At 59.9% G+C, this 8,692-nt stretch carries 7 protein-coding genes and 1 pseudogene; 2 read left to right on the top strand and 6 right to left on the bottom strand.

Features of this window, described 5'->3' with window-relative positions:
* Positions 1-130: 130 nt before the first annotated feature.
* From AC1DT3_RS06650 to AC1DT3_RS06625, 6 genes are all read right to left on the bottom strand, one after another.
* Positions 131-1,639 carry an O-antigen translocase gene (locus tag AC1DT3_RS06650; RefSeq protein WP_477464464.1) on the bottom strand — a complete coding sequence of 503 codons (1,509 nt, stop codon included), beginning with the start codon at positions 1,637-1,639 and terminating at the stop codon, positions 131-133.
* Between the two features lie 132 nt (positions 1,640-1,771).
* Positions 1,772-2,737: a glycosyltransferase gene (locus tag AC1DT3_RS06645; RefSeq protein WP_477464463.1), complete on the bottom strand. Its 966-nt coding sequence runs from the start codon at positions 2,735-2,737 to the stop codon at positions 1,772-1,774.
* Positions 2,730-3,557 (bottom strand): formyl transferase, encoded by an 828-nt coding sequence (locus tag AC1DT3_RS06640; protein WP_477464462.1) that lies wholly within the window; start codon positions 3,555-3,557, stop codon positions 2,730-2,732. The genes AC1DT3_RS06645 and AC1DT3_RS06640 overlap by 8 nt, the downstream gene beginning before the upstream one ends.
* A 44-nt stretch (positions 3,558-3,601) precedes the next feature.
* Complete coding sequence (locus tag AC1DT3_RS06635; RefSeq protein WP_477464461.1) at positions 3,602-4,282, bottom strand: polysaccharide deacetylase family protein; 681 nt, start codon at positions 4,280-4,282, stop codon at positions 3,602-3,604.
* Positions 4,283-4,362: 80 nt separating this feature from the next.
* The gene (locus tag AC1DT3_RS06630; RefSeq protein ID WP_477464460.1) at positions 4,363-5,364 is read right to left on the bottom strand and encodes a glycosyltransferase family 2 protein; all 1,002 of its coding nucleotides are present in this window, start codon (positions 5,362-5,364) and stop codon (positions 4,363-4,365) included.
* A complete protein-coding gene (locus AC1DT3_RS06625; RefSeq protein WP_477464459.1) occupies positions 5,361-6,611 on the bottom strand; it encodes a polysaccharide biosynthesis/export family protein in 1,251 nt (416 codons plus the stop codon). The genes AC1DT3_RS06630 and AC1DT3_RS06625 overlap by 4 nt, the downstream gene beginning before the upstream one ends.
* 281 nt (positions 6,612-6,892) lie before the next feature.
* Between AC1DT3_RS06625 and AC1DT3_RS06620 the strand changes: the two genes are divergently transcribed.
* Both AC1DT3_RS06620 and AC1DT3_RS06615 read left to right on the top strand, forming a co-directional pair.
* Complete coding sequence (locus AC1DT3_RS06620; RefSeq protein ID WP_477464458.1) at positions 6,893-8,389, top strand: GumC family protein; 1,497 nt, start codon at positions 6,893-6,895, stop codon at positions 8,387-8,389.
* Positions 8,361-8,692, top strand: a pseudogene (locus AC1DT3_RS06615) (hypothetical protein); the annotation flags it as partial. The gene AC1DT3_RS06620 and the pseudogene AC1DT3_RS06615, both read left to right, overlap by 29 nt.

Here is an 8,692-nt window from a genome sequence, read left to right as displayed (position 1 = left end):
CGGCATCAGCGAGCCGGCGAGCCCGCTCGGGAGCGCCAACGCTCCAGGCATGAGAGCGAAGGCAAATGCCGCACCTATCATCGATTTCATGCTGGCCCGTGTCATGTGACTTGTCATGTCCACTCCGGTTTCACGCCGATTGGGGCAGCCATCGCCTGATCGCGATCGGCATGGAATCCGGCGGACACACGCGAATGAGACTCCAAAGCGAATAAAGGCCGCTGAGAAGAACCGCGGTCACACCGAGACCCGTGGCCGGCCAGAACGGGAGAAACAGGAAGCCGACAAATACGACGGCAATTCCCGGAAGGAAAACTGCACCCAACCGGAAATTGACGGCGGACCATCTGAACCCGTAGAGCTTTCGAACGATCGCGTAGATCAAGATGCTGTGCCAGACGTAGAGCGCGCAGAAGGCAGCTCCAGCGCCATCGACTCCGAATTTTTGCACCAAGAACCACGCCAGGCCCACGTGAACCAGAGTGGCCGCCAGCTCGGTCCAGAAGAAAATCTTCTGAGCCCCCTTCGCAAGAATGATAAAGCCCATCGGCCATGCCACGACGCGGAGCATCATACCGAGGCAAACCCATCGCAGCAGGCTCACCGCCGCATGAAACTCCGTCGAATAAAAAATCGTCATCACCAGTGGTGCAAAGGTGAGCGTTGCAATCACACCTGGCCCGGCCAGAAGAATGCTGATTTGCGCCTGTTCGTTCACCAGGCGATTGCATTCATCGTCGTCCTTGGCGACCGCCGTGAGACGCGGGTAGAAATCGGTCCCGAGAGCCTGAAGAATGATCCCCGTATAGAGGCCGGCGAGCGCCCAAGCCGCCTGGTAGAGACCGGCTGCTTCGACACCCGAATGCCGCAGAACGATGATCCGGACAGCATACGCCGCACCGACGGTGAATATGCCGCTGGCCATGAACGCGACGCCAAGCTTGAGCAACATCACCGTCTCGGGCCACATCTGCGGCGCGACAATCGGCTGCGACTCGATCTTGATCCGCCGGCTGTACCACCACGACGTCAACAGCGTCATGGCGGCTGTCGCCACGAGTGATGGAACGATCCCACGCTCCCCCAGAAAATAGACCAGCGGGATGCTGACCACCGTGCTGAAGAAGGCAGCTAAGACGCCCATGCGCGCAAGATCCGAAATCCGACGCATTCCCTGGATCAGCGCGGCTTGACCGCCCGAGACAATCTTGAAGAAGACCGCAAGGGAAAGCAGCGCGACGCCGGCAGCCTGCTCGCGGTTGCCGAACGTAAATTCGGACACCGGGCCCGCAAAGACGACGAGGAGCAAAGCACCGAGCAGTCCCAACACGAGGGAGGCCCGCTTCAAAACTTTTGCCGTCAAGGCTATGCGATCAGCCTCGTCAGATCCTGCAGCCTCCGCGATCTGGCGCACGCCACTGTTCTGGACACCCAAGCCGGCGACGCCTTGCGTAAGATCGGCGACGGCGTTGTAGAGACCGAGCAGACCGACACCTGCCGGGCCAAGCAAGACCGCCATCACCTTCGTCCGCACGATACCGAACGCGATGCTGATGACCGTGGATCCACCGATCAAAGCCGTCGACTTCAAAATCTGAAGATAGGTCGACCGCGGTGCGGCACTCGTCTGAGAGGTCATCGGGGACAACAGGGCCTTCTGATTTCAGGCGCGCACAAATGTAACAAGAGAGATCTTCCTTTGATACCGCCTTCGACGCTTCTGATCGTAAGAACCATTCGATCCTTTGGGAGTAATTGCCCACCGTCGAAACTACGGAGGGGAGGTGATTTCCTTGATCTGCGCCCGCGCATCGGGCCGATATCGGGCAAGCACCTCCAAAGGCGATGCGCGATGAACGAGCGCCCAGAGAGCCGCCCGCGCATTGGCCCGGCCGGCAACGGCTCTCAGCGACGTCCCGAAGATCAGACCCGCCTCATGCAAGCGGGCGATGTAGGCGGGTTCACGACGCGCGAGGAGCGCGACGCGATTTCGATGCATGAGGGCTTCCGCCCAGGGTGCTGCGCGCCGCTCGCCGATAATGCGCAACGCCGACGCTTCGGCAACGAAGCGCAACTTGTATCCTGCGTCAGCAGCCCGCAGCGCGTAGTCGACCTCCTCCTCGTACATGAAGAAGGATGGATCCCACTCTCCCACAGCACGAGCACAATCGGCAGAAATCAACAGCATTCCGCCGGTCGCCCAACAAGCTTCGCGGTCTCCGGTATATGCATCCCTGGTTCGAATGACCTCGGAGGGCAATCCCAAGCGAGAGGAAAGCGGCCCGCCGAGAACCGCATCGCACCAAGATCGCGTCACCGAAGGTCTATTGCGCAGAGACGGAAGTATATCGCCGTTCTCGTCGACGATCCGTGGCACGGCGATCCCGACGCCGGGCACCCGCAGAGCCTCGAGAAGAAGCGGCACCGTATTGGCATCGATACGCACATCGGGGTTCATGATCAGATAGGCGAACGCCCCGCCGGATTCGACAACCCGAGCGATCCCGGCGTTGATCCCGGCCGAGAATCCGTAGTTCGCGTCGAGGATGCGAACATCGGACGCGTGAGTGAAGCCTCGAAGCRTCTCAACAGTCCCATCGCGCGAACCGCTGTCAACGAAGACGACGCGCATTGCGCACTCGGAAGCAATAATCTGAAGCGAACGAAACACGCCAGGCAACAGCGCATCAGAATTGTGCGTCACGCAAATGACGGCGACGTCGACGGGCTCAGCCATTGCCGCGCTCCACGTAGTTTCGGATCAGTCCTGCTTTCAGGAGCAGATGCACTTTCAGTTCCGCCCGCCAGTCGCGCATGACCGCTCGATACTCACGTCCGGTGTCAAGGTCCTGCGTGATGGGAGCGATTTCCTCACCGCTTTCCAACCGTTGCAGCACATCGCGATAGAGCTTCGCTCCCGCGATCACGGAACGACCGAACACCGCGCCGAGATCGTCCTCGGCGGCCAGCTTGGCCCTCGCCACGCCGAGAATGGCGCCGCCATCGAGAGCCGACGTGCAGACATGGACTGTCGCGCCGAGCCACTCCGGCTCATTCTGGTAGAGCGGCCAGAAGCTGCAATCGGCACCGCGATATCGCGGTGAAATTCCGGTGTGCAGGTTAAGAGAAATCTCGCGAGCGATCGCGAGCGTGTCGTCGGCGACGATCGCAGTTCCGTAAACACAGAGAATGTCGGGAGCCAGCTTTTGCAGCAGCGCTCGTGTCTCTGCGCTATTGACGCCTACAGTCTTGAACACCTGAACGTCGGCAGGAATTTCAGGGTCTCCCAGAACAGAACTCAGACCAGCGCGGCGGCGTTTTTGCTCGCCCGACAACACGAGAGCTGCCCTGACCAGGATTCTCGTCAAAGTCCCCCAATAGCCGAAGCGGCGCCGCAACCTCGATATCCGCTTCCCAAGCGGCTCCGCGGGTTGCTCGACGAGCACGACGGCGACTGCCCCTCCTCCCGAAGAAAGAGCGCTCGCCACGTAAATGTGTTGAGCATCCATCCCCGTCAGAACCACCGTCCTGCCGGAGTTGGAGGAACGACCATTCATTCTTTCGACTCCCCATCGCGCATCGCTCAATCTCCCATGCCAAGCTACTGCCGCCAGCGTTTACACAATTGCTTCACGGCGCTCCCGATTTGCGCTGCAGCGGAACGTGGTGTCGCAAGTCTCGCCACCAGTCCGTCGACCTCCATGCTGCAATCAAGCGTTTCCCGTGGCTTGATTGTCGAGAAGGCATGCGCGACGCCGCGATCGCTCGTGTAGATGACATCGAAATTCTGCCGCCGCAGACGTTCGATGACCCGGCGGTTGTAAAGACCGAAAGGGATCGAAACGCTCGTCACCGTGCCGGCGCACACGTCTTCGAGTTTTCTACGCGCTTGGATGATCTCCTCGTCCAGCTCTGCATCTGTCGTCTGACGCCAATCGCGATGGTTCATGCCGTGACTGCCGACTGTCATGCCGGCACTGAGAAGATCGTGAATGGCGGCCGGGTCGAGATAGTGCTGCTGGCCGATACGACCCGCACAGACAAAGAAGCTTGCCTTCAGACCTCGGCGAACGAGTGCTGGCAGCGCAACGGTGGCGTCGCTGAGGTTTCCATCATCAAAAGTCACGACGACTTCCGGCTTCTTCTCAGCCGTACGCTCGGCAATTTCCTCAAGAAGACGATGAAGCGATTCTTGGCTCCACCAAAAGTGCCGCTCGTCTCTCTCGACATGACAATGCGGATGTCCGATACCATGGAGATTGAGGATGAGCTGTTTGGACATCACACTTTGCTCTGACCGTCGCCTGGGCTTGTGCCGGTTCCACCACGAAGCCAAATCATCGATTCACGGTGTCGAATGCACTAGTCCCGGTTCCAGCTTTCGACCATTGGGGCAGAATTGCCGTTGAAATATAACGCGAGCATTCTGCGCGCGCGGAACAAGCGAAGCCGTCCGAGACACCGCCAAGCGAGCCAGCGTGCCCGCAGACCGGAAACGCGCGGCGTTCTCGCGACCGTGGCAATCTCGGCCAAGGGAGAGATCGCCACCGCGACGGCGCGGCTCATCCATTTGGCTCCGGAAATCGGATGGTCACGAAGGTCCTTGAATTCGTGCGCGATATGGCGGTCCCAGCGCTTGGCGAGCTCGCCGAACGTCTTGCATGGCGGTGTCAGAACGAGAACGCGTGGCACAAACGCAATGCGAAAGCCTTGAGCGGTCGCACGTTGGCCCCAATCGCGATCCTCCATGATCGCTATTCCGCCGAAAGGTCCCACCGCACGAAAGGCCTTGCGACGGACCGCCATGTTCCCCGTGGCCGCATAGTGGTCTCGCTCGACATACATCTTGACGCGATAGCCGAAGATCGCCTCATAAGCCTCGATGGCCGTCGGCCGAGAGCGATCAGCCCACGAAACGCGCACGTCGCCAGCCACGCAATCGATGTCGAGATGTTTGTCGAAGAAGTCGACGATGCCGCGGATCCACCCGGGTTGCGGTACGCAGTCGACGTCCACGAAAGCAATGATCTCGGCTCGGGCAATGCTCGCGCCGCGGCTTCTGGCCGGCCCCGGACCCGGGACGAGTTCGCGTTCGAGACGCACATCGGCGCGGGAAATGACCGGCAGCTCTCGCGACCCATTGTCCACCACGATGATCTCGAATGGAATGCCGTCGACCTCTTGTTCCTGCAACGCGGCGAGACACTGCTTCAGCTCCGCAGGCTCGTTCAAGTGAGGAATTACGACACTCACGCGTGGCGCGGATTCCATCGCGCCATCAAGATTGAGCGCTGCGGCCTCCGGACGATCGAATCGGCCGCGCGGATCCGGCTCGGGCGATGCGACGTTCTTCGTCCTGTTCATTGAGCCGTCGCTCCGCCGGCGGTGAGTGCGCTGCTCCTCATCGACGGATCGCTGATCGCGACCTTGACTACATCGCCGGGCATGAGGTTCGACGCCTCGGAGGCGGCGAACTCGTCCGTCTTTCCCTGGCTCTGCCTGACGATGACATAAGACAGTGAGGCTTCGCCGCGCCTGTCGCTCCTGCGCTCGCTGGTAATCGGAACGTCGCCGAGGACGAGAACTTGCTTGATGACGTTCTCCTTGATCCTCAAGCGTTCAATATTGGCTTGTGCATCCTGCAGCTCGGTGGAGACGTCGGTCTGATGCTTGTCGCGCAGGTTGAGCGCGCTTCGGGTCGCTTCGCTCAAGTTCTGGCGCGCGCGCATGGTGGCTGTAATTTCATCGAGGCGGTTCGAATGCAAGTTTGCGACTGCACGCTCCAGATCCGACCTGCGCGATACCGTTGCGATGCCCCGCTCCACCAACGACTTGACGCCAGCCAACTCCTCCTCGGCCAATTTGATGCTGCGATTCAACGTATCCGTTTTCTCACCGAGAATCTCGATCTCGCTCGTGAAGAGGTTGCGTAATTCCGCCAGACTATCCAGCTGGCGCTCCAACCCCTTGCTGCGGGCCTCGAAGATGATCTTTTCTTGTTCCATGATCTCGGCCGCATCCTTGTCTGAACTCGACATCAGTTCGCCGGGAAAGCGGATCGTCTTCTCACCGGCTCGCTCGGCCTGAAGGCGTGCGATTCTGCCTTGGCCACGCAAGATGTCGTCGCGAACGCCCTGGAGATCGCCGAGCATCCCCACCTGTCCGTTCGCGCCCCCTTCAGTCGGCGCCTTTTGCCGGCCGCCACTGAGGGCAAGCGCCTGCAATACAGTCAAGCCAGGTCGGAACTTGTATTCACCCGGCGCGGCGACGCTTCCAACAATGTAGAATGGGGGGTACTCCAAAATCTCCACAGTCGCATCGGGCGGGCTGATCAGACCGGTCTTGGACTTAAGCTCATCCGAGATTTTTGCCGCCAATTCCGTATTGTCGAGGTTGTTGACCTCGATCCGGCCGACGAGGGGCAATGAAATCGTTCCCTCATCGGACACGACGAACTCGCCTCCGACCGCCTCCCAACGCTGATACTCGCCCTTGGACGGAATCCATTGAACGACATTCACGCGCACTTTCGTCTGCGGCGCGAGCGGATAGCGCTCGGCATGCGCGGGGTTCGGCATTGCAGCTACGGCAGCAAAAGCGAACAAAGCCACGAGGCCGGTTCCTGCTCCGCTTGCGCGTGCTTTGATTTCCTCCCACATATTCGTCGTTCGCCAGTTCTGTTTTTTCCTCGTCGCATTATCGCCGGGGCATCGGCTTTGACAATTATATCTTATGGGTCAGGGGCATCGCGCCCGGGTACTCCCTTTGCGTCGCGCGCTTGCCTGGACGCGTCTTGCTCGGAAGGTATAACCTTGCCTCTCGTCAAAGGTCGTCGAGCGTCACCCGGCGTCGGCACGGATTCGATGTTTGAGATAAGGCAAGCGGGTTGGGAATGGGCAACATCGACATTCGTTTTTATCGATCGATTTTCGTTCGACGCTTTCCCTATTTTGCCGCGATCGCTTTCCTTGTTTCACTGACTGGGCTGGTGGTCGCCTACATATTGCCACCGGTCTACCGGGCCGAAGCGCGCATAATGGTGGAGTCGCCACAGATCTCCGCCGATCTCGTTCGCTCCACGGTCCCTCCCGAGATCGTCAAGCAGCTGCAGATGATCGAATTGCAGATGATGACGCGGGCCAATCTGTTGGCGTTGGCCGATCGGTTCAATCTGTACGCCGGGCGCCCCGGACTTTCCGACAACGACATCGTCGAGGATATGCGTTCCAGGGCTTCGGTTGATCAAATCCGCTTCGATGCGTCACGTGGCGGCGGCGGCGTCACCGCGTTTGCGGTCACGTTCAAGGCAAAGGATCCCGTCCTCGCGTCCGACGTGGTCAATGAGTTTGTGAACTTGAWCATGCAGCRCAATGTTCGCCTCCGTACGGATCAGGCGAGCGACACGCTCCAGTTCTTCCAGCAGGAAACGGAACGGCTCGGCACGCTGTTGAACCAGGTCGAAGGCGAGATCCTGCATTTCAAGAACGACAACAAGGATGCGTTGCCGGAGAGTCTCGCTTTTCGTCGCAATCAGCAAATGAACTTGAACGAGCGCCTTCTGCAGCTCGATCGCGAGGAAGCGTCCTTGCGGGATAGTCGCGCGAAGCTGGTTCAGTTCTTCGCATCGACCGGTCGGATCGCCAGCGCGGCGATGACACCGGCGGAACAGACCCTCGAGCGTCTGCGACAGGTCATGGCTGAGCAACGAACCATCTTCTCGGACAGCAGCCCGGGAATCGTGGCGCTCCAGTCGCAGATCTCGGCGCTTGAAGATCAGGTGCGCGCTGATCGCTCGAGTGGCGGTTCAGGACCCAACAAGAAGCCGTCCGAGCTCGATCTGCAACTCGCCGATATGGATCAACGACTTACTCTGATCGGTCAGGAGAAAGTCGCGATCGCAAAGAGCCTGGCGACGCTGACGCAATCGATCGCAGCAACGCCGAGCAATGAGACCGCGCTCAATGGGCTCGAGCGCCAGTACCAGAATATCCAAACGCAGTACAATGTCGCCACCGCCCGCCTTGCGGACGCTTCGACCGGTCAACGGATCGAGTTGCGGTCCAAGGGCGAGCGCCTGACATTGCTGGAACCGGCGACGCCGCCGCAGCGCGCAATCGGTCCTAAGCGGATGGCTATCGCGGGCGGCAGTTTCGCGGGCGGAATTGCGCTCGGTCTGGGCTTCATCGTTCTGTTGGAAGTGCTGAACAAGAGCATCCGCCGGCCGGTCGAATTGATCGAGTCGCTCGAGATCGAGCCATTGGCAACAATTCCTTACATCCGAACCAGGGGTGAAACCCAGTGGGGAGGAACCGAACTCATTCCAGCGACGCTCCGTCGCGCATTAAGTCTAGGCGTAGGGCATGGAACGCATTCAAGCCGCACTCGGTAAATCCGCGGATCGCGAAAACGCGCTGGTCGTGTTCCCCGATCTCGGCACGCCGCCCCCTCCTCCCCCGGCATCCGAGGATGCCGCGTGGTCGAGGCTGCCTCTGATCAAACTCGACAAACGACGCGTCGCTCAACGGCGCATCGTGACGATCGATCGTGCGGACACCGCGAATTTCACGTTCGACATTCTGCGAACGAAGATCCTCAAGATGATGCGCCAGAACAACTGGAGCTCGATTGCCGTCACATCGCCTACTCCGGCCTGTGGAAAGACGGTCGTGGCGCTCAACCTGGCCTTCAGTTT

This window comes from Microvirga sp. P4_G7 (genome assembly GCF_056401005.1).
The sequence above is the reverse complement of the archived record's forward strand: the minus strand, read 5'-3'. Positions and strand labels throughout refer to the sequence as shown.